Origin of the sequence: Flavobacterium proteolyticum, from assembly GCF_015223105.1 — a bacterium.
GTDB classification, from domain to species: domain Bacteria; phylum Bacteroidota; class Bacteroidia; order Flavobacteriales; family Flavobacteriaceae; genus Flavobacterium; species Flavobacterium proteolyticum.
The window spans coordinates 76,391-96,917 of the sequence record NZ_JADFTZ010000005.1; the positions used below are offsets into that span (position 1 = coordinate 76,391).

The 20,527-nt window shown below is 32.7% G+C and carries 18 protein-coding genes; 4 read left to right on the forward strand and 14 right to left on the reverse strand.

Annotation, left to right across the window (positions count from 1 at the left end; translation table 11 throughout):
* The first annotated feature begins 77 nt into the window (after positions 1-77).
* Entirely contained in the window at positions 78-1,550 is a 1,473-nt protein-coding gene (guaB, locus tag IM755_RS10395) for an IMP dehydrogenase (protein ID WP_194096543.1), read from the forward strand.
* Between the two features lie 149 nt (positions 1,551-1,699).
* Here guaB and IM755_RS10400 read toward each other — a convergent pair whose 3' ends face one another.
* The 9 genes from IM755_RS10400 to IM755_RS10440 form a co-directional block, all read right to left on the reverse strand.
* Entirely contained in the window at positions 1,700-2,209 is a 510-nt protein-coding gene (locus IM755_RS10400) for a CAP domain-containing protein (protein WP_194096546.1), read from the reverse strand.
* A 34-nt stretch (positions 2,210-2,243) separates the two neighbouring features.
* Positions 2,244-4,544 carry a CAP domain-containing protein gene (locus IM755_RS10405; RefSeq protein WP_194096548.1) on the reverse strand — a complete coding sequence of 767 codons (2,301 nt, stop codon included), beginning with the start codon at positions 4,542-4,544 and terminating at the stop codon, positions 2,244-2,246.
* Between the two features lie 123 nt (positions 4,545-4,667).
* Positions 4,668-6,905 carry a cation:proton antiporter domain-containing protein gene (locus IM755_RS10410; protein WP_194096550.1) on the reverse strand — a complete coding sequence of 746 codons (2,238 nt, stop codon included), beginning with the start codon at positions 6,903-6,905 and terminating at the stop codon, positions 4,668-4,670.
* Between the two features lie 71 nt (positions 6,906-6,976).
* Complete coding sequence (locus IM755_RS10415; protein WP_194096552.1) at positions 6,977-7,756, reverse strand: polysaccharide deacetylase family protein; 780 nt, start codon at positions 7,754-7,756, stop codon at positions 6,977-6,979.
* A 3-nt stretch (positions 7,757-7,759) separates the two neighbouring features.
* Entirely contained in the window at positions 7,760-8,410 is a 651-nt protein-coding gene (locus IM755_RS10420) for a hypothetical protein (RefSeq protein ID WP_194096555.1), read from the reverse strand.
* Positions 8,410-9,753 carry an adenylosuccinate lyase gene (purB, locus tag IM755_RS10425; protein WP_194096557.1) on the reverse strand — a complete coding sequence of 448 codons (1,344 nt, stop codon included), beginning with the start codon at positions 9,751-9,753 and terminating at the stop codon, positions 8,410-8,412. The genes IM755_RS10420 and purB overlap by 1 nt, the downstream gene beginning before the upstream one ends.
* A 56-nt stretch (positions 9,754-9,809) precedes the next feature.
* Positions 9,810-10,517 carry an SIR2 family NAD-dependent protein deacylase gene (locus tag IM755_RS10430; protein ID WP_194096559.1) on the reverse strand — a complete coding sequence of 236 codons (708 nt, stop codon included), beginning with the start codon at positions 10,515-10,517 and terminating at the stop codon, positions 9,810-9,812.
* A 58-nt stretch (positions 10,518-10,575) separates the two neighbouring features.
* Positions 10,576-11,361, reverse strand: a complete 786-nt coding sequence (locus tag IM755_RS10435; RefSeq protein WP_194096560.1) for an anti-sigma factor — start codon at positions 11,359-11,361, stop codon at positions 10,576-10,578.
* Positions 11,354-11,884: an RNA polymerase sigma factor gene (locus IM755_RS10440; protein WP_026725045.1), complete on the reverse strand. Its 531-nt coding sequence runs from the start codon at positions 11,882-11,884 to the stop codon at positions 11,354-11,356. Before IM755_RS10440 ends, IM755_RS10435 begins: the two co-directional genes overlap by 8 nt.
* Before the next feature lie 54 nt (positions 11,885-11,938).
* Here IM755_RS10440 and IM755_RS10445 point away from each other — a divergent pair, with 54 nt between their 5' ends.
* Positions 11,939-12,616, forward strand: a complete 678-nt coding sequence (locus tag IM755_RS10445; RefSeq protein WP_194096562.1) for a TrmH family RNA methyltransferase — start codon at positions 11,939-11,941, stop codon at positions 12,614-12,616.
* Between the two features lies 1 nt (position 12,617).
* Here the strand turns inward: IM755_RS10445 and IM755_RS10450 are convergent, their stop codons facing one another.
* Both IM755_RS10450 and IM755_RS10455 read right to left on the reverse strand, forming a co-directional pair.
* A complete protein-coding gene (locus IM755_RS10450) occupies positions 12,618-13,391 on the reverse strand; it encodes a carboxypeptidase-like regulatory domain-containing protein (RefSeq protein WP_194096564.1) in 774 nt (257 codons plus the stop codon).
* A gap of 86 nt (positions 13,392-13,477) precedes the next feature.
* The gene (locus tag IM755_RS10455) at positions 13,478-15,379 is read right to left on the reverse strand and encodes a DEAD/DEAH box helicase (RefSeq protein ID WP_194096566.1); all 1,902 of its coding nucleotides are present in this window, start codon (positions 15,377-15,379) and stop codon (positions 13,478-13,480) included.
* A gap of 182 nt (positions 15,380-15,561) precedes the next feature.
* Here IM755_RS10455 and IM755_RS10460 point away from each other — a divergent pair, with 182 nt between their 5' ends.
* Positions 15,562-16,176 (forward strand): trimeric intracellular cation channel family protein, encoded by a 615-nt coding sequence (locus IM755_RS10460; protein WP_194096569.1) that lies wholly within the window; start codon positions 15,562-15,564, stop codon positions 16,174-16,176.
* On the opposite strand, the gene IM755_RS10465 is transcribed toward IM755_RS10460, so the two are convergent.
* Positions 16,145-16,726 carry a non-canonical purine NTP diphosphatase gene (locus tag IM755_RS10465; RefSeq protein WP_194096570.1) on the reverse strand — a complete coding sequence of 194 codons (582 nt, stop codon included), beginning with the start codon at positions 16,724-16,726 and terminating at the stop codon, positions 16,145-16,147. The two genes, IM755_RS10460 and IM755_RS10465, sit on opposite strands and share 32 nt — an antisense overlap.
* A gap of 248 nt (positions 16,727-16,974) precedes the next feature.
* On the opposite strand from IM755_RS10465, the gene IM755_RS10470 reads away from it, so the two are divergent.
* Positions 16,975-18,234: an aminotransferase class I/II-fold pyridoxal phosphate-dependent enzyme gene (locus tag IM755_RS10470; RefSeq protein WP_194096572.1), complete on the forward strand. Its 1,260-nt coding sequence runs from the start codon at positions 16,975-16,977 to the stop codon at positions 18,232-18,234.
* A gap of 53 nt (positions 18,235-18,287) precedes the next feature.
* On the opposite strand, the gene IM755_RS10475 is transcribed toward IM755_RS10470, so the two are convergent.
* A complete protein-coding gene (locus tag IM755_RS10475) occupies positions 18,288-19,409 on the reverse strand; it encodes a GTP cyclohydrolase (protein ID WP_194096574.1) in 1,122 nt (373 codons plus the stop codon).
* Position 19,410: 1 nt separating this feature from the next.
* The gene (locus IM755_RS10480; protein WP_194096576.1) at positions 19,411-20,379 is read right to left on the reverse strand and encodes a transporter; all 969 of its coding nucleotides are present in this window, start codon (positions 20,377-20,379) and stop codon (positions 19,411-19,413) included.
* Between the last annotated feature and the right edge of the window lie 148 nt (positions 20,380-20,527).

The window sequence follows — 20,527 nt, forward strand, 5'->3', positions numbered from 1 at the left end:
ATTCTTAAAAGAAATAGATTATTCGGCTAAGTTTTACTATATTTGCACGCAATTTAACAACAACTACAAATTGCACCATGAAAGCACACACAACTAAAATCGTTGGCGAAGGTCTTACTTACGACGATGTTTTGCTTATTCCAAATTATTCTGAAATTTTACCACGCGAAGTTAGTATTCAATCGAAATTTTCGAGAAATATTACGTTGAATGTTCCTATCGTTTCTGCAGCAATGGATACGGTTACCGAAAGTTCTATGGCAATTGCTATGGCACAAGAAGGTGGAATTGGCGTGTTGCACAAAAACATGACGATTGAGCAACAAGCAGCGAAAGTAAAGAAAGTAAAACGTGCAGAAAGCGGTATGATTATCGATCCAGTAACATTACCTTTAACTGCAACTGTTGGTGATGCGAAAATGGCAATGAAAGAATTTAGTATTGGCGGAATTCCAGTAGTAGATGAAAACGGAATTTTAAAAGGTATTGTTACTAATAGAGATTTACGTTTCGAAAAAGTAAATTCACGTTCGATTTTGGAAGTAATGACTTCTGAAAAATTGGTAACAGCTGCTCAAGGAACAACTTTACAAGAAGCAGAAGGAATTCTTCAAGAAAATAAAATTGAAAAATTACCAGTAGTTGACAACAATAATAAATTAGTAGGTTTAATTACCTTTAGAGATATTACCAAACTAACGCAAAAACCAATTGCCAATAAAGATAAATTTGGTCGTTTGCGTGTTGCTGCGGCTTTAGGAGTTACAGCAGATGCAGTTGAAAGAGCAACAGCTTTAGTAAATGCTGGAGTTGACGCTGTAATCATTGATACGGCTCACGGACATACAAAAGGTGTGGTGGATGTATTAAAAGCAGTAAAAGCTAAATTCCCAGATTTAGATGTAGTTGTGGGTAACATTGCTACTCCAGAAGCAGCATTATATTTAGCTCAAAATGGAGCTGATGCGGTGAAAGTAGGAATTGGTCCAGGTTCTATTTGTACAACGCGAGTTGTGGCAGGTGTTGGATTTCCTCAATTTTCAGCCGTTTTAGAAGTGGCTGCAGCATTAAGAGGAACAGGAGTTCCAGTTATTGCTGATGGTGGAATTCGTTACACAGGTGATATTCCAAAAGCGATTGCTGCGGGAGCTGATTGTGTGATGTTAGGTTCGTTATTAGCAGGAACAAAAGAATCGCCAGGTGAAACGATTATTTTTGAAGGAAGAAAATTCAAATCATACCGAGGAATGGGTTCTGTTGAGGCGATGCAAGAAGGTTCAAAAGACCGTTATTTCCAAGATGTAGAAGATGATGTGAAGAAATTAGTTCCAGAGGGAATTGTAGGTCGTGTTCCTTACAAAGGAGAATTAAACGAAAGCATGCAACAATTTATCGGTGGTTTAAGAGCCGGAATGGGATATTGTGGTGCAAAAGATATTCCAACCTTACAAGAAAATGGACGTTTCATTAGAATTACAGCGAGTGGAATTGGCGAAAGTCACCCACATAACGTAACGATTACGAAAGAAGCTCCGAATTATTCGAGATAGTTTTAATGTTCAGTGATCAGTCACAGTGTTCAGTAAAAACAGAAACCTGATAGTTATAAGCTATCAGGTTTTTTTGTACTTAAAAATGAACACGAATTTCACTAATTTACACCAATTAATTTGTGCTAATTCGTGAAATTTGTGTTTAATTACTTCGCACCAAACAATTGCACGGCATATATTTTCTTGTTTTCCCAATCGATGCTAAAACCGATTTCAGTATAAAAGTATTGATGATCTAAAATATTTTTCAAATGATTGGGTGATTTCTTCCACAGATTGAACATTTTTAAGGCTAAAGTGTCTAAGTCAGCTTCAGTATAAATTTGGTCTTTAATTCCTGTAAATAATAAGTTTTCACCCACTAAAACAAACGAATTTCCGCCATAAAAATACACGCGTTCTTTCGGACTTTGCTTTTTAGCATCAGTCTGTTCGTGCGATAAGGTTTGAGCTTTTGCAATGTATTTAGCATGGTCGTCAGCGGCTTTTTTCAAATAAATATCCAAACCAAGTAATTTTCTGTCGTTATTGGAACGTTCTTCGTTTATTAATTGATATAGTTTAGTTTTTAGTTTTTCTAAATCAATTTTGTTTTGATTTTGACTGAAACTTAAAGTGGAAATTAAGAGTAGGAATAGGGTAATTTGGATTTTCATGTTAGTTTGGATTTTTTATAATAACTCGTTTAAGTTACAGATTATTGCATTTTTTACAGAAATCTGATTTAATTTGTTCATTTCTCAAAAGATTGAAGTTTTCTTTTTGCCATTCGCACCATTCTTTTTTATTCAGTTGATAGACTTTGTTTAAAATTTGTTGATTCGTTTTCACATCGTTTTCATCAAAGAAAAGAGTAACAGTTTGCGCTAATAATAATGCTTCTTCTTTTGAAAATGTAGGCTTATTCATTTCGGCTTTGAGTAAAGCAATACTGTAATTATAAACACTCCAATGATTGACAAACAAAGCCAAATTAATTCTATCTTCTTTGGTTTTTATGTTCGATTTAAAACTCATGTAAACTCTATCGAAATAACGATTGATGTTCTTATAATCGTTTATATGATTGCTATAATAAAGTAAAATGTAATCGAAATTGCATTGAAGTTTTTTATTTTCTTTAAACGTTATGAACTTGGTCTCTATTGATGCTGGCTTACTAACATTGGTAAGTTTAGAAATATTAACATCCCATTTTTCAAGTAATTCACTATTTATTCTGCAATAAAGAATTAGTAAATTCAGTTGCGTGTTTTTTGGTAGGGATTCAAATTTTCCTAACCAAATTTTAAGAAATTGTGTCGTTTTAAAAAAATCTTGTTTAAAATTTTTACATATTACTGCCGTTGCATTTTGAACTAATTTAGGATTTGTTTTTATTTCATTAAAAACCATTTCATCAAAAATACTAGAACTGTATTCCAAAGTATACATTTTTGAAAGTGCTAAATTCGCCTTTTTATAATCCTTATCATAAATAGCAGTTCTTAGATTTAAGTCATATAAAGAGCTTAAATAATCTTCATTTGACAACGAATCTTTATCAATTTTTCCATAATAATTAACAACTAGTTTAGAAACTCTTTGTTCATTTAGATACGTTTCAAACTCTTTGTTTTTTAGATTGATGTACTCTCTAATTTCATTTTTGGGTTTACTTGCTAAATATTCCATGTTTTCCATAGCTAATTGAATGTAGCATTTTTCCCAATTTTCTTCGGCAATGACTAACGAAGGTTTCATTTTTATATTCAAAGTATCTCTTGCGAATTTTTCAATAGCAATTGCTCTATCGTCATGTAATTTTTTGTTCGAAATTTCATTTCCTTCGATTGAACTATAACTATAAATTTGAGTAGAATGAACTTTATCATATAATTTAGAGTAACTACCATTATTTGATTTTACTTTGTTTTTGTCAAATTCAAATAAAATTTCTTCAGTATATATGATTCCTTTACTACTCAAACTTGCATCATTTGTTACTTCAATGATTGGTTCTAAAGGAAATAAATCAATGGTTTTTGATTTTATTTGTAAAGGCACAACATATTCGCAAGCACAATTATCAAAAATCAAAATTACATTAGCGACAATTTCTTTTCCAATAAGATGACTTGGAACTTTTCCAACTTTAGTGATTAACTTGTATTCGTTTTGAGCTGTGTTGTTTTTTAATAATTCTTCTCTATAAATGGGTTCTGACATTACACCATCGTAGATTGGAGAGACGTCAAAAGTGTTAGGTTTATCACATTTCATTTGTTCTTTTTCAACAAAATCAATTGCTATTCCATCTCTTGGTTCAGAAAACATCAATTCAAATTCCTGTTTATCATGATAATACAGAATGACATTTTCACCTTCTATTGCAATATTATTTCCAATATGTAGTTTTGTTCCAAAATCAATCGGTCTACATTTTTTATTCTTTTCTTCAACTCCAAAGGCATTTTCAGATAGTTGATTTGGTATTTGAATTCCTTTTATCCCAAAAACGTGAGTAGCATAGATTCTATTTCTTTTAATATCTATGTAAAAACCTAAATCGGCTGCATCAAAATCTTTGTTAATTATGTTTTTGTAATGAGGTGGCGAATTTTTCCACTGATTGAAAATCGTTTGAGCTAATTTATCTAATTCTTTATCGCTATATTTTTCTTGTTTAATAGAAGTAAATAAAATGTTTTCACCAAATCCACTAAACTTTTTTCCACCATAAAAAATAACTCGATCACTTGGATTCTTCTTTTTTACATCTTTCTGTTCGTGCGATAAAAAACCTAATTTCTTTAAATATAGACTATGATCTTCTGCAGCCTTAAGAAGAAAAGTATCTTTTTCGAATTCTTTTAATTTTAGTGATTTCCTGTGATTGTTTATTAAAATACTCACTTTTGAATTTAACTTTTTAAAGTCAATTTCAACTTCTTGTTGTGAGAAAATTGAAATGGAAAATAGAAAAGATACAAATAGAAAAAATTTACTCATAGATTTTGGTTTGATGTCTAATTAATGCCAACTTTCATGCCAAAAAAAATCCAAGAGATTCCTTCGGAATGACAAAGTTTTTGGATAACTGAATACTGCGACTGCTAACTGAAAACTAGAGAATTATCCCTTCAAAAACTCATTAATCTTTTTTCTATCACCAGCAATCCACAAAATATCATCAGATTCTAAAATCCAATGCGATTCAGGGTTTAGAATACGTTTTCCGTTGCGTTCGATGCCTACGATGATGCCGTGCGTTTTTTCTCTAATTTGTGATTCTCGGATGCTTTTTCCGATGCAAACACGGTTTTTAAGTTCTAATTGTTGTAATATGATGTCTTCTTTTTCTGTGGTTTCTGGAGCATCTATTTCGTGTTTATCTAGGTAATTCTTAAATAATTTTACTTGTTCGTCTGTACCAATAACGTTGATTTCATCACCTGGAAATAATCGTTCGGTTCTAATCGGAATATTAATTGTGATTTCGCCTCGTTTAATAGAAGCAATATTGATTCCAAATTGCTCTCTAATTTTTAATTCTTCTAAGGTTTTTCCGGCTAAATTGGAGGCTGTAGCAATTTCAAAATCTGCCATGTGACCATCCCAAGGCGATAGCACATTCTGACGTTTGTTGGCTTGTTTTGTAATTTCTCTATCGTTGAAGTTTCTCAAGAAATGACCTTCAATTTTGTTGTAAAACGCATGCAATCGTTTTGGGAATAAAATATAGGAAACGATTCCAATAACCAACGCAATAATAGCGATTACAGGAGAGAAAAATTCATTCAATACAAATCCCATATAAAAAAGCGAAAGTGCAATTCTAAAGAAAACTAATACGATAATCGGACCTTGATATTTTCTGACTTGCATTAATTCTTGCACTTGTTCTACTGCTACTCTTCGCAATGATAATGCCCATAAAAATGGTGATAATATTACAACTGTTATTAATGCTGCAATAGCATTTCCAAAACGGGAATCTTCTACTAATGGCAGAATATATTTGGATGAAAGTAGAATAATCGCCACAATAATAATCGAGTGAATAATCACCTGAGTTAAGTAAGCACGAAGTACAATTTGCCAAGTACTAACTGATTTAATAGCTTCGGTATTAGCACTATAGCGCTCGATTTTTTTAACCCAACGTCTTGGTAGTTTTTTCTCTAAATAAGACGAAAATGGTGTTGAAAATTTCACCATAAATGGAGTTGTAAATGTGGTGATAGCAGAAACGGCTACCACAATTGGATATAAGAAATCGCTTGTTACATTCAACGTCATTCCTAAAGTTGCGATAATGAACGAAAACTCTCCAATTTGCGATAAACTCATTCCAGTTTGTATGGATTGTTTCAATGGTTGCCCCGAAAGTAAAGCTCCAATTGTTGAAGAAAGTGATTGGCCTAGAATTACAACCAACGTTAAAATGGCTACAGGAAATCCATATTTTATCAACATCTCAGGATCAATTAACATTCCGACTGATACGAAGAAAACCGCACCAAATAAATCTTTTACAGGTTTTACCAAGTGTTCAATGTGTTCCGCCTGCGTGGTTTCGGCAATAATTGAACCCATGATAAAGGCACCAAGAGCAGGAGAGAAGCCTACATTAGCTGCAAATAAAACCATCAATAAACACAAAGCCAATGAAACAATTAGCAACATTTCGTCGGTTAATAAGTGCTTAGCTTTTTTAAGGAATGTTGGGATAAAGAAAATTCCTGCTACAAACCAAATGGTTAAAAAGAACACCAATTTCAAAACCGATTGTAATAATTCAGTTCCCGAAAATTGTTGACTTACAGCAACCGTTGATAATAAAACCATCATTAAAATGGCTAAAATATCTTGTACAATCAACGCTCCAATTACATTTCCGGCGAATTTTTGTGTTTTTACGCCTAATTCGTCAAAGGTTTTTAAGATAATGGTTGTAGAAGATATGGATAAAATAACGCCTAAAAATAAGCTATTCATTTTGCCCCAATCCATCAATTGTCCTACGAAATAACCCAAAGCGACCATTGAGATGATTTGGGTCAACGCTGTTATAGAAGCAGTTCCACCGACTTTCATTAGTTTTTTGAAACTAAATTCGAGACCAAGACTAAACAAGAGGAAAATAACTCCAATTTCTGCCCAAACTTTTACACTGTTCATGTCTTTTACCGTTGGGAAGAAATCGAATTCACTTCCTGCTAAAAATCCTGCTACTAAATAACCTAAAACGAGCGGTTGTTTTAATAGTCTAAATATTAATACTGCGATTGCAGCAGTTACAAGAATTAGCCCTAAATCGCTAATTAAATTGGGTAAATGAACAGTAGAAGTAGAAAGTAATATTGGCATAGAATTGAATTTTTACTAAAATAGTAAAAAGTGATTGGTTTTCAAAATTTCAATTCTTTATGCGCTTAATTTTATTGTTTTTTTAACGAATTTAGCTCTTGAAGTGTATAAAATTTCATTTGGTTTGAAACCGCAAATTGACAAATCATTTCTAATGTTTTCAGTTCTACTTCATATTCTTTTGTTGCCTTGCCAACTGGTTTGTGTCCGTAAAAAACGACTATTTTGTTGTGTTTTTTAGCGTAATTTAAAACTTTAGTTAGGTAGTTTAAATTGAAATGTTCGTAATTACTATCAATTCCAATTCCGTTTGCAAGTCGAGTACCGTTGTAGAAATTGGCGTTATCGGCTACTTTTTTGCCACCTTTTGCTGTTCCTCTTATGATTTCGAAGTGTTTTTTAAGTTCGTAATCTAACGTTTGTGTTTTAGCTCCAAAAGGATAAGCGAAGGATTTAATTTCAATGCCTTCTTTTTTAAACGCTTCGATTAAAGGAAAAATTTCAACTATTAAGTATTGTTGTTTGTTGTTTTTCTTAGTGAATTCTTTTGCATTGAGATGACGAAATCCGTGACCTGCTATTTCGTGCCCTTTGTTTTGAAGTTCTTTTAGGTTAGAAATATCAGTAGCCGAAAGTTTTTCAAAATTGCTTACACAAAAAGTGGCTTTCCATTTGTATTTTGCGAGTTGAACATCCGCTTCCTTCCATTCGTTTACAAAGTAATCGTCAAAAGTAATGACAACGCCGGCTTTTGAATTTGTAGTTGGGGTTTTAGAAGACGAACAAGAATAAAAGAAAAAACCTATCAGTAAACTAATGGAAATTAATTTTATACTGATAGGTTTTGGCATATTTTAACTTAAGATTTGAAAATTATGTTTAGAAAATAATTTATGAAAGAATAATTCTTCTTTAGAAAAAAACCAAAATGTTATTTCTCTGGAATAATGAAAATAAAAACAAAATTTATCATTTTCATCACAAATCAAAATATATTCTGGCACTCCGGCACCAATAGTATCAATTTGATTTAAAATTTCTAAAAAATCGATTAATTCATTTTTACAAATTTTTATAGCTTCGTTATAACTTCCAAGTTTTAATTTGTTTTCCAATTTTGAATAAACTTTTCTAAATCTCTTATTTTTATATTGAGATTTCATAGCATGGAAAAAGTCTTGTTTCAAATGAGAAATTATATAAAAATTTTCAGTTTTAGTTTCTGAGAGTAAATTATCTAATTGATTAGCAATACATTTAAAATATTTAGAGTAGCTATAATTTATATTAGACCTAACTTTTATTAATTCAAAATCATAATCTAATACATTTTTTATTTCTAAATGATCAGATTCAGATTGAAGTTCAAATAATTGATTTTTAGTTAGAGGAAAACCAGTTTCAGTAAAACAATCTTCATACATTGATTTTTGTATAAGATGAATTTCGTTTCCTATTTTAGGAAGCTTTTCAAATACTGATTTTCTTGAAACTAATTCTATCATTAAATCCCCAAATAATTACTAGGTGTAATTTGCATTAACTCCGCTCTCACTTCTTCAGAAACGTTTAAAGTTCCAATAAAATTATGAATGGCTTCTTTGTTAATTACAGTATTTGTTCTAGTTAAGTCTTTCAAAGCTTCGTATGGATTTGGATAACCTTCACGACGTAAAATGGTTTGAATTGCTTCAGCAACTACTGCCCAGTTTTTCTCTAAATCTTCTGCGAATTTGTCTTCGTTTAACAACAATTTGTTTAAGCCTTTCAAAGTCGCTTCAAATGCGATTAAGGTGTGTCCCATTGGAACGCCAATATTACGTAAAACCGTACTGTCAGTTAAATCACGTTGTAATCTTGAAACGGGTAATTTTGCTGAAAGATGTTCGAAAATCGCATTGGCAATCCCTAAATTTCCTTCTGAATTTTCAAAATCGATTGGATTTACTTTATGTGGCATTGCCGAAGAACCAATTTCGCCTGCTTTGATTTTTTGTTTGAAATAATCCATTGAAACATACGTCCAAATATCTCTATCTAAATCGATTAAAATCGTGTTGATACGTTTTAAAGCATCGAAAAAGGCAGCAAAATGGTCGTAATGTTCAATTTGTGTCGTTGGAAATGAATGGTGTAATCCCAAACTATTCTCTACGAAATCGGTTCCGAATTTTCTCCAATCGGTGTTTGGATAAGCTACTTTGTGAGCGTTGTAATTTCCTGTTGCACCACCAAATTTAGCTGCAAAAGGGACGTTGAATAATAAACGCATTTGTTCTTCTAAACGTTCTACGAACACTAAAATTTCTTTTCCTAAACGAGTAGGAGAAGCTGGTTGACCGTGTGTTCTGGCTAACATTGGAACGTTTTGCCATTCCATTGCTAATTCTTTCAATTTTGCAATTACGCTTACTAAACTTGGTAAATATACATTTTCAAATGCTTCTTTAGTTGAAAGTGGAATTGCTGTATTGTTGATATCTTGAGAAGTCAACCCGAAATGGATGAACTCTTTATATTCTTGTAATCCTAAACCATCGAATTTCGATTTGATGAAATATTCCACCGCTTTAACATCGTGATTCGTTGTTTTTTCGGTTTCTTTAATCCAAAGTGCATCTTCAGTAGAAAAGTTCTTGTAAATCGCTCTTAAAGAATCGTAAATCGATTTGTCAATTTTGGCTAATTGAGGTATATCAGCTTCGCGCAAAGCAATAAAATATTCAACCTCTACCAAAACGCGGTATTTAATTAAGGCTTCTTCAGAAAAATAAGGAGATAATGAAATAGTTTTGCTTCTATAACGACCATCAATTGGCGAAATAGCATTTAATTCTGTTAATTGCATTTTGTAGTGTGTTGTTTAAAGAAGTGCAAATATAGTAAGAAGTTAGAAGTTAGAAGTTAGAAGTCAGAAGTTTTTTGAATAGAATTTGCCAATTCCTCTTTCACAATTTTCATTCCTTCAACGGCGGTAAGTGGTAATACTTTCAACTCGTTTGGTAAATCATATATCGTGGCTGGATTAGGATCTATGTAGTACACAGGAACATTTTGGTCTACATAATTCATCAAACCAGCAGCAGGATATACTTGTAATGAAGTTCCGATGATGATTAAAATATCAGCCGTTTCTACAACATCAATAGCATGTTCAATCATAGGAACATCTTCGCCAAACCAAACAATGTGTGGTCGCAATTGATTACCTTCTAAGTCTAAATCGCCTAAAATTAAATCGTGTTTCCAATCGATTACGAAGTTTTCGTTTGAAATGCTTCGTACTTTTAACAATTCACCATGTAAATGAATGACTTTGTTGCTTCCGGCTCTTTCGTGTAAATCGTCAACGTTTTGTGTTATGATGTGAATGTCGAAATGTTCTTCTAATTCTGATAATATTTCGTGTGCTTTGTTGGGTTTGACGGTTAAAAGTTGGGCTCTTCTTTTGTTATAAAAGTCTAATACTAATTCTGGATTTTTTTTCCAACCAATAGGTGAAGCCACTTCCATGATATCATGACCTTCCCATAAACCGTCAGCATCTCGGAATGTTTTAATTCCGCTTTCAGCACTGATTCCAGCGCCTGTTAATACTACAATTTTTTTCATTTTCTTTTCTTTTGCAATTTTTATAAAAGTAAAATGCGTCCATAAAGACGCATTTTGATTATACTTTTCCTAAGGTGTAGAGTTGTTCTAAAGTTGGACTAGCGCTACCACCAGCCGGTTCTAGAGTAATTCCGAATGCTTGTGGAGATTCTGCATTTTCTACTTTTATAACCTTGGTTGAACTTGTCGCATATGAGTCAAGTATACCAATACTTGTTGGTGTTAAAACAGGTTCTAACTGCAACGACCATACTTGATATACCATTCCTTTTGGAGGTTCTGGTAACCCCGATGCATCGATGAAAACTGTTTTAGTAGTTTTGTTGTAATAGGCTTTAGCAAAAGCTTCTGGAGCTACTTGCTGACCCGCTAAGGCAACAGCTACATTACTTGTATCTCTTAAAATAGCTAAAACTTCTTCAGATTCTTTCTTTTTCAATTCCAAATCAACAACCGATTCTTGTAATAAGTCTTTCTGATTAGAAACGTTATTTAAGGTTTCGTTAGTCTGGTTTAATTTGTAAAATTGAAGCCCGAAACCAACTACTAACACAGCAGCTGCAACCCATCCTGTGTATTGCGACCAATTTGTTTTAGGTTTCATTTCGATTACTTTACTTCTTCCTAATAATTCAGCTCTGATTTTTTCAAAATTCGTTGCCGATAAATGAGGTGCTACACTGTGTGATAAATTAATGACTGCTGATTCAATAGCCTTAATTTCCTCTCTCACTTCAGGATATTGTGTTGCCATTTGGTTGACTTCCGCAATTTCTTCTTCGGAAAGTTTTCCAAAAACATACAATTCTAAAATACCTGATTCTATATATTCTCTACTATTCATTGATCATTAGTCTTAATTCATTCATACAATTTCTATTCTGCGTTTTCACGGTTCCTAAAGGAATCTCTAATTCATCAGATGCTTCTTGTTGGGTATACCCTTTAAAAAACAACAAATCAATTAGTTGGATGCACTTTGGTTTCAATTTCTTGATAAACTCTTTAATTCCAATCGCGTCTATTTTGTTGATGGTCTTCGAGTTATCGTCAAGTATATGTACGAAATTATCGGTAGACAGGTTTTTCTGATTGTTGTTAAAGTTTTTAGAACGTAATTTATCGATAGAAGAATTACGGGCAATGTTCAACATCCATGTGTATAACCTACCTTTCGAAGTGTTATAAGTATCGATATTTTTCCAAATTTTAACAAAAACCTCTTGCAGTACATCTTCTGCTTCTTCTTTGTCTTTGATTAAATTGAAAATAATTCCATAAAGACTCTTGGCATAATTGTCATAAAGCAATGTAAATGACCTATCGTCTTTTTTAAGTAATAGAGGTAAAAGTTCTTCTTGTGTCATGCAGTTTTCTTTTTTTGTCTAAAATAATAAAAAAAGTAGTATTATTTTTGCCTTATGGAAAAATTTAATCAAGAGTTGTTAACATATTTAGAAAGTTTTTTAACAGAAAATAGAAAAGAAGGCTTTCTTAGAGTTTTAAAAAATAGAACAAAACACTTTACCATTGCCATGGAAGATGTGTATCAGCTTCATAATACAAGTGCTGTAATGCGTAGTTGTGAAGTGTTTGGAATTCAAGAATTGAATGTCATTGAACAGAAATTTGGGAAGCGAATTGACACTGAAATTGCAATGGGCGCTCAAAAATGGGTAGACGTGAATCGATTTAATACCGTTCAAAGTTGTATTGATGAAATGCGAGCAAAAGGTTATCAAATCATTGCCACAACTCCACATGATGATTCCTGTATGCTTCATGAGTTTGATATTTCGAAGCCATCAGCTTTGTTTTTTGGAACCGAGCGAAATGGATTATCGGAAGAAGTAATTCAACAAGCGGATGGGTTTCTAAAAATTCCGATGGTGGGTTACACCGAAAGTTTGAATATTTCGGTTTCTGCAGCCATTATTATACAAGATATTACGAACCGATTAAGACAATCTAATATCGATTGGCAATTATCGGAAGAAGAAATTTTAGAAAAACGTTTAGATTGGACTCGAAAATCGATAAAAGATATTGAGTTTATTGAACGCAAGTTTCACGAATTAAAAGAAAACGTTTCGGAATAAATTATTTATTCTTTTTTAAGATTTTATAATCTTCATAACAAGCGCTGATGGCATCTAATATTTGCAAGTCGTTTGCAGTTTGGATAAAATATTCAGAATAATTACAGTTTTGAAGGATTAAAGGAATGTCATCTTTACTAATTTCTAACAAAGCAGCTAACGTTTCTCTGTCAAATTTAGTAGCTAAAAGATTTCTAACGGTATCGTCTTTCTTCATTTCTTTCAGCTTTTTCATTTCTTTTGGTCGTTTTCCAAATACATTGTATAGGAAATCTGCTGGATTTGAAATGGAACCTAAAACCTTTGCAATTGCTCCAGGTTTGTATTCACCACCTTCGTAACCTGCTTTTAATCCAGAAATACTGTAACGATAAGCGTCATCGGATACGGGTATTAATTTTGTATCCACTTCTACATAACCTGTTAAATTGTATTTTGCTACAACTACTTCGTCTAAGACGTAGGCTTTTTCACTCAAGTAGATTTTTGTTGGGTTTTCTTTAATCCAGTCGTTGGTTACTTTAACTTTAACAGTTTCGTAACCTAAATACGTAAACAATATAGTGTCGTTTACTTTTGCGCCAATTTCAAATGTTCCACTAGGACTGGTTACAGTACCTTTTACACGTGACGTATTGATAACGTGAACATTGCCCATAGGAAGCTTTGTTCCGTTGTGAATAACAGTGCCTTTAATGTTTCTCACAATCGAATCGTTTTGTGAAAAACAAAAATTAGAAATCAAGGCAAAAAGAAAAACTACAAAATATCTCATCCTTTAAATTATTGATTCAAAAATACGAATCAAAAGGGGATATTTTGTAGTTTTCTATAAAATTATAAGAAAATTAACGAAAATCGTTAGCTTCTTCTTGGTCTTCTTGGTCTTGATGAATCTCCAGCACTTTCAGCACGTCTTGGAGCTCTGTCAGAAAATCCGCCTTCTCTTCTTGGAGCCGAACTGCTTCTTTCATTGTTTCTTTCACCTCTGAAACCACCATCTCTTCCGCCTTCTCTTCTTGGAGCTGAACCTCTATCGCTTCTGAAACCACCGTCTCTTCTTGGAGCCGAACCGCTTCTTTCACCTCTAAATCCGCCTTCACGTCTTCCGCCACCAGAATTTCTTCCGTTGTGATCGCGTCTTCCTCCACCGTCGTTTTTAGAAATTTCAACATTGATTCTTCTTCCGTTCATGTCATATCCGTTAAGAACGGACATTACTTTGTCAGTATGTTCACCATCAGTATTAAAGAAAGAGAAACCTTCTTTTACGTCTACTTTAAATACGTCATCACGACCTAAATCTAAAGTTTCTTTGATGAAATCTTTTAATTGCATCCAATCGAAATCGTCTCTTGCTCCAATGTTAATGAAATAACGAACTGGATCACCCGCTCTAATTTCTCTTGGTTCAGAACTTCTTTCTCTATCACTTCCTCTTTCACCTGTTAAATCACGTTTCGATTTGTAATAGTTGATGAATCTATTAAATTCAACAGAAACCATTTTCTTAATTAATTCTTCTTTAGATAAACCATCTAAAACTTCATTAATTGCAGGTAAATAGGTGTCAATATCATGATCAACTTCTGTATCTTTAATTTTATTCGCTAAATGTAATAACTGAATTTCGCAGATTTCAATTCCAGATGGGATTGTTTTTTCTTGGAATTTTTGTTGGATAATACGCTCGATAGAATGAATTTTTCTCAATTCACTTTTCGTAACAATTACAATTGAAGTTCCTAATTTTCCAGCTCTACCAGTTCTTCCTGAACGGTGATTGTAGGTTTCAATTTCGTCTGGTAACTGGTAATTTACTACGTGAGTTACGTTATCAACATCAATTCCACGAGCTGCAACGTCTGTAGCAACCAACATTTGAATTTGACGACCACGGAATGATTTCATTACGCCATCACGTTGTGCTTGCGATAAATCTCCATGTAAAGCTGCTGCATTGTAGCCATCTTCGATTAATTTTTCAGCAACTGCTTGTGTATCACGTTTTGTTCTACAAAAAACTACTGAAAAAATGTCTGGATTAGCATCAGCTAAACGTTTTAAAGCTTCGTAACGGTCTCTTGCGTTTACTACGTAGTATTCGTGAGAAACGGTAGCAGAACCTGAATTTTTGTGTCCAACCGTAATTTCTTCTGGGCTCGACATGAATTGTTTTGCAATACGCGCTACTTCAGCAGGCATTGTTGCAGAGAATAACCAAGTGTTTTTCTCGTCTGGTGTGTCCGATAAAATGGAACAAATGTCTTCGTAGAATCCCATGTTTAACATCTCATCTGCCTCGTCTAAGATACAAAAATCGATGTTTTTAATGTTTACAAGCCCTCTGTTAATCATGTCTTGCATTCTACCTGGTGTAGCCACAATAATTTGTGCACCACGTTTCACTTCTCTAGCTTGTTCTGTAATGCTTGCACCACCATAAACAGCCACAGTATGCAACCCCTTTATGTACTTTGAGTATAATTTAATCTCGTTGGTGATTTGTAAGCATAATTCACGTGTTGGCGATAAAATTAAGGCTTGAGTATTTTTGTTCTCAGCATCAATTTTTTGAATTAGCGGGAAACCAAAAGCTGCGGTTTTCCCTGTACCTGTTTGCGCTAGGGCAACTAAATCTGTGTTTTGTTCCAATAGTACTGGAATCGCTTTTTCTTGGACTTCTGACGGATTCTCAAATCCTAGATCTTTAATCGCCCGCAGTAGCGACTCATTCAATCCTAATTGTTCAAATTTATTCATATATTATTTTAAATTGGGTGCAAAGGTACGCTTTATAAATCAGATTAACTAATTTGTTACTAATTGATTTTCAATTTGTTATGTTTTTAGTCTTTTTCACAGATTTTATAAAAAATGTTTTATAGTTAAATTTGGGATAAAAAAATTGCAAAATGAAGTACTTTTGTAAGAAATGATATAAGATGTTTGAACTGTTAGATATTATCGGAACTTTAGTATTTGCTATTTCGGGTGCATTGACTGCTATTTACAAGAAATTAGATTTGTTTGGTGTGTATTGTATTGCTTTTGTAACGGCTTTAGGAGGCGGAACAGTTCGCGATGTCATGATAGGAAGAACTCCAGTAGGATGGATGTTAGATATCGATTATGTTTACATTATTACCCTTGGATTTTTTCTTTCAGTTGTTTTCAATCGCTATTTAGAGCATTTGCGTATCTCGATGTTCTTATTTGATACGATTGGATTAGGGGTTTTTACCTTAATTGGATTAGAAAAAGGTATTGAATACGGATTAAGTTCAGTTATTTGTGTGATTTTAGGAACTTTAACGGCTACTTTTGGAGGTGTAATTCGCGATATTTTATGTAATGAAATTCCGGTTTTATTTCGTAAGGAAATTTATGCAACGCTTTGTATTGCAGGAGGTATTTTGTTTTTTATACTACAAGAATTACAAATGCAAGGTGAAGTTATTTCACTAACAGTTGCCATTTTCATCATTACATTCCGATTAATTGCTTTTAAATACAATTGGAGTTTACCTATCGGTTCTGTTTTTGTAAAAAAAGAATAAGTTCTTTTACGGCAATTCCTCTGTGGCTAATGGTTGATTTTTCTTCCATGCTTAATTCAGCAAAGGTTTTGTTATAGCCATCAGCAACAAAAATAGGGTCGTAGCCAAAACCGTTTGTACCTATTTTTTCATCGATGATTTTTCCGTTGATGATTCCTGTGAATAAGTTTTGTTTTCCGTTTAGATTTAACGCGATTACTGTTTTAAAATTAGCTTTTCGATTCGATTTATCTTTTAATTCATCTAAAAGTTTATCCATATTATCGTTGGCATCTTTTTGTTCGCCTGCATAACGAGCAGAATACACTCCAGGAGCACCATTTAAAGCATAAACTTCTAAACCAGTGTCATCTGCAAAACAATCGTAACCATATTTCTCGGTAACGTAATTTGCTTTTAAAATAGCATTTCCTTCAATGGTATCAGCGGTTTCTGGAATATCTTCTGTACATCCAATTTCTTCTAAACTAAGAATTTGAATAGAATTTGAAACTAAAGCCTGAATTTCCTGAATTTTATTTTTGTTGTTGGATGCGAATACGAGTTTCATGAAAAATGATTTAAAAAAACAAAGATACGAAATGTATAAAAAGCAAAAAGTCGAGGTGGAGCCCCCGACTTTTAAGGTGAACGTGTAACCACATTTCTGTGTCGTTCGGTGCAAAGGTAATTGCATTTATTGATTTACCAAGCTTATTTGAATTTTTATTTTATCAGTGAATTTTTTTAGGCTTAAAATTTATAATAAAAACTTTTTTCTTTATACTTTTGCTTCGTTTTTAACACCTATTATATATCATGGTAAAAGATTTATTCGAAAGAATTCAAAACAATAAAGGTCCGTTAGGAAAATGGGCTTCACAAGCAGAAGGATATTATGTATTTCCTAAATTAGAAGGAGAATTGGGTCCAAGAATGAAATTTCATGGAAAAGATATTTTAAATTGGAGTTTGAATGATTATTTAGGTTTAGCAAATCATCCAGAAGTTCGTAAAGCAGATGCTGATGCGGCAGTTCAATATGGAGCAGCTTACCCAATGGGAGCTCGTATGATGAGTGGTCATACTAAATATCACGAACAATTAGAAAATGAATTAGCTGCTTTTGTAATGAAAGAATCAGCTTATTTATTAAACTTTGGTTACCAAGGAATGGTGTCTATTATTGATGCTTTAGTAACTAAAAACGATATCATTGTATACGATGTAGATTCTCATGCTTGTATTATTGATGGTGTACGTTTACACATGGGAAAACGTTTCACTTACAAGCACAATGATTTAGAAAGTATGGAGAAAAACCTGCAACGTGCTACTAAAATGGCTACAGAAACAGGAGGTGGAATCTTATTCATTACTGAAGGTGTTTTCGGAATGCGAGGACAACAAGGTAAATTGAAAGAAATTGTAGCAATGAAAGAAAAATACAATTTCCGTTTGTTAGTTGACGATGCACATGGTTTTGGTACATTAGGAAAAACAGGCGCTGGAGCAGGAGAAGAGCAAGGTTGTCAAGATGGAATTGATGTGTATTTTTCAACTTTTGCAAAATCAATGGCTAACATTGGGGCATTCGTTGCAGCAGATAAAGATGTTATCGATTATTTAAAATACAACTTACGTTCTCAAATGTTTGCTAAAGCATTACCAATGATTCAAACTATTGGTTCTTTAAAACGTTTAGAGTTATTGCGTAATTCATCTTCTATTAAAGATAAATTATGGGTAAACGTAAATGCATTACAAAACGGATTAAAAGAAAGAGGATTCAATATTGGTGATACAAATACTTGTATTACACCAGTATATTTAGAAGGTTCTATTCCAGAAGCGATGGTTATGGTAAATGACTTACGTGAAAACTACGGAATTTTCCTTTCTATTGTTGTATATCCTGTAATTCCAAAAGGGATTATCTTATTAAGAATGATTCCTACTGCTTCACATACTTTAGAAGATATTGCTGAAACTTTAGCAGCTTTTGAAGCTATTCGTGAAAAATTAGTAAACGGAACGTATGCTAAAATTGCAGAAGCAAACGTTCAAAATGTAGAGTAAGCTTTTATAAATACATATAAAAAAAGGGATTCAATTTGAATCCCTTTTTTGTTTTATAATAATTCCTTTTTATATGTTCTTCTTCTCTTATTGATTTTAGAATTAAAATGTTTCCATAAATTATGAATGGCATGATTTTCTTCTAATTCGGGAGTTCTGATGCAAGTTTCAATGCCTTTTGCATGACACACTTTATAATATTCATCAAAAACAATAGCGGTAACACCTTTACTTTGGTATTCAGGTGTAACTCCAATTAAATAGAAAACAACTTCTTTTGAATTTTTACGCGCTTGTAACAAATGATAAAAACCAAAAGGGAAAAGTTTTCCGTTTGCTTTTTTAAGTGCTTGAGCAAATCCAGGCATTACAATTGCAAATGCAACCATATTGTCATCCTTATCCATTATGAATTTAATAAATTCGGGATTGATGAAACCAATATATTTCTTTTTGAAATATTCTTTTTGGATATCATTGATTGGTACAAATGATTGCAGTTTAGAATAAGTTTCGTTAAACAAATCAAACATTTTATCCACATAAGGCATAATGTCTTTTGTTTTTGTGAAATTTAAGCAACGTAATTCATATCTTTTTTTAATTAATTCGCTGGCTTTTTGAAAAGGTTCAGGATTAATACCTTTGAAAGAAAAGTCACTTTCAATGTACTCCTTTTCTTTAACCAATCCGAGTTGTTCAAAGTGAGTTATATAATATGGTAAACTATACCAAGTAATCATGTTTCCCAATTGGTCAAAACCTTCAGATAATATACCAACTTTATCTAGGTTAGAGAAACCCATTGGACCTTCCATGTGATCCATATTGTGTTTTCTGCCTAATTCTTCTACTTTATTTAAAAGCACTTTCGTTACTTCGATATCATCAATAACATCAAACCAACCAAAACGAACTTTTCTTTTTTCTAATAAATTTACTTCTTCCCAATTAATTATGGCTGCAATTTTACCTACAATTTTATTGTCTTTATAAGCCAAATAAAAATGAGCTTCAGCGGTTTTTAAAGCTGGATTTTTTGTCTTATCAAAAGTTTCTAATTCTTCAGCAATAATTGGTGGAATCCAATAAGGGTTGTTTTTATATAATTCGAAAGAAAACATAACGTAATCTTTCATTTCTTTTTTGGTAAGGGCTTCTTTAATTGTTATCATTTTATTCTACTGCATCTTTTCTTTTCTTCGCTTCTTTTTCACCTTTTTTCTTCATTTTTTTGTCGGTTTTAGTTTCTGTGCCAGGTTTTGCCATTTGAACTTCTTCATACTGATCTGCAAAACGCCATGAAAAACCAATTCCAGCATTTAAAAGTCCTGGAGTATCCTTAAGGTTTTTACCAATTGAAGCGTCCACTTGCATGTGTTTGTCAAACAAAAAGGCAGCTCCAATTCTGAAAACACCATCGCTGTAATAATCACCCATATAGCCTTGATTTTCAATAAATCCCGACCATTGAGCATTAAATCCTCTAGTTAATGTAAGGATATAGTTAATACTAGCGAAATCAGTTCCTATTTTATCGTAAGTTAAGTTTGTCACCAAAACCCATCTTCCTCCAAAATGATTTTGAGCAATTGCTGTTACTTTTGGACTAAAGCTAGGCTCTTTTATATCTGCCGGAGCATAATTAAAAGGAGTATCACCCACATTGAAATTTGCTCCAGCATACATTGAAAAAGCCGGAATAAATTGTCTCCATTTGAATTTTTTGTTGGCTTTCCAACTGTAGATGTTCTCTTTTTCTACATAATTTTTAAAGGGATCGTAAATTAAATATTTCGCTCCTAATGTCAATTGTTTGAAACCATTTCTTTTCTCTTCAAAATTACCAACGGTAAGTTTGTCGTTTTGATATTGAATATCTGCAATAACCTCTAATTCTTCTTTCCAAACACCATAGCGAATGGCTAATTCTCCGATAAATCCTTTTGCTTGATATCCTAAAAGATCGTGATCTTCTGAAACATAAGTTACGCCCGTTTCGGTTTGAATGATTTTTTTACCAACAGCATAAGCCATCATCGATTTTCCTGGACGATTAGAATTAATTTCATCCGTAAATTGGCCAAATGTAATTTGTGAAGTAATCCCGAAGATTAAAATAAAAAGTGCTTGAATTGATTTCATAAAAAAAGATTTATCTCCAAAAATAGTTATTTTATCATAATTTTATGAAACAATTTTGAAGTTTTCCCAACCAATATCTGTATTTTTGAATTTTAAATTTTATTAGCATGGAAATGGCTTCTCTTACAGGAACAATAAAGGTTATATT

Coding starts and splice junctions, on each gene's coding strand:
- IM755_RS10430 (WP_194096559.1), bottom strand. CDS start 10,517: ATGAAAAAAATTGTAGTATTAACAGGCGCTGGAATCAGTGCTGAAAGC.
- purB (WP_194096557.1), bottom strand. CDS start 9,753: ATGCAATTAACAGAATTAAATGCTATTTCGCCAATTGATGGTCGTTAT.
- IM755_RS10415 (WP_194096552.1), bottom strand. CDS start 7,756: ATGCCAAAACCTATCAGTATAAAATTAATTTCCATTAGTTTACTGATA.
- IM755_RS10455 (WP_194096566.1), bottom strand. CDS start 15,379: ATGAATAAATTTGAACAATTAGGATTGAATGAGTCGCTACTGCGGGCG.
- IM755_RS10445 (WP_194096562.1), top strand. CDS start 11,939: ATGGAAAAATTTAATCAAGAGTTGTTAACATATTTAGAAAGTTTTTTA.
- IM755_RS10480 (WP_194096576.1), bottom strand. CDS start 20,379: ATGAAATCAATTCAAGCACTTTTTATTTTAATCTTCGGGATTACTTCA.
- IM755_RS10435 (WP_194096560.1), bottom strand. CDS start 11,361: ATGAATAGTAGAGAATATATAGAATCAGGTATTTTAGAATTGTATGTT.
- IM755_RS10410 (WP_194096550.1), bottom strand. CDS start 6,905: ATGCCAATATTACTTTCTACTTCTACTGTTCATTTACCCAATTTAATT.
- IM755_RS10475 (WP_194096574.1), bottom strand. CDS start 19,409: ATGATAACAATTAAAGAAGCCCTTACCAAAAAAGAAATGAAAGATTAC.
- IM755_RS10465 (WP_194096570.1), bottom strand. CDS start 16,726: ATGAAACTCGTATTCGCATCCAACAACAAAAATAAAATTCAGGAAATT.
- IM755_RS10460 (WP_194096569.1), top strand. CDS start 15,562: ATGTTTGAACTGTTAGATATTATCGGAACTTTAGTATTTGCTATTTCG.
- IM755_RS10470 (WP_194096572.1), top strand. CDS start 16,975: ATGGTAAAAGATTTATTCGAAAGAATTCAAAACAATAAAGGTCCGTTA.
- IM755_RS10450 (WP_194096564.1), bottom strand. CDS start 13,391: ATGAGATATTTTGTAGTTTTTCTTTTTGCCTTGATTTCTAATTTTTGT.
- IM755_RS10440 (WP_026725045.1), bottom strand. CDS start 11,884: ATGACACAAGAAGAACTTTTACCTCTATTACTTAAAAAAGACGATAGG.
- guaB (WP_194096543.1), top strand. CDS start 78: ATGAAAGCACACACAACTAAAATCGTTGGCGAAGGTCTTACTTACGAC.
- IM755_RS10405 (WP_194096548.1), bottom strand. CDS start 4,544: ATGAGTAAATTTTTTCTATTTGTATCTTTTCTATTTTCCATTTCAATT.
- IM755_RS10400 (WP_194096546.1), bottom strand. CDS start 2,209: ATGAAAATCCAAATTACCCTATTCCTACTCTTAATTTCCACTTTAAGT.
- IM755_RS10420 (WP_194096555.1), bottom strand. CDS start 8,410: ATGATAGAATTAGTTTCAAGAAAATCAGTATTTGAAAAGCTTCCTAAA.